Annotated in this window: 1 protein-coding gene; it reads left to right on the top strand. The window is 73.0% G+C overall.

Annotated elements, in window-relative coordinates; genetic code table 11:
* The coding region (locus CAY82_RS27630; protein WP_218190863.1) for a hypothetical protein at positions 1-418 on the top strand (418 nt) is incomplete at both ends.

The raw sequence follows: 418 nt of genomic DNA, 5'->3' as shown, positions 1-418 counted from the left end.
GCTCCGACCTGCGCAGTGAACTGATCGGCGCGGATCTGTTCAGCAGAGTGCCGGGTGGCGTCCTGGTGCTCGCCGGCGCGCCGCGTGACGTCGGCCAGGGAAACGCCGCGGATGTCGCGCACCGCCGGGACACGGTCTTCGACGCCGTCTGCGACGTGCTCGTCGCGCGCGGATTCCCCGCCGTCCAGGTGCACGGGTTCGCCGACGAGAGCTCGCCCGGTCATGATGTCGTCGTCTCTCCCGGCGCCGCGGCCGCGGGGTCCGACGTGCGGCGGGCCGCCGACCTGATCGCCGCGGCAGGACAGCGCGTGTGCCGCGTCTGGGAGCAGTCGTGCGGCCGGCTCGAAGGCACCACCAACATACAGAGCGCGTCGGCCGCCGGCCGCGGCGTTCCCTTCCTGCACATCGAGAACAGCCG

This window comes from Pseudomonas sp. SID14000 (assembly GCF_002165135.1).
GTDB lineage: Bacteria > Pseudomonadota > Gammaproteobacteria > Pseudomonadales > Pseudomonadaceae > Aquipseudomonas.
This window is presented reverse-complemented; position numbering and strand designations above follow the sequence as displayed.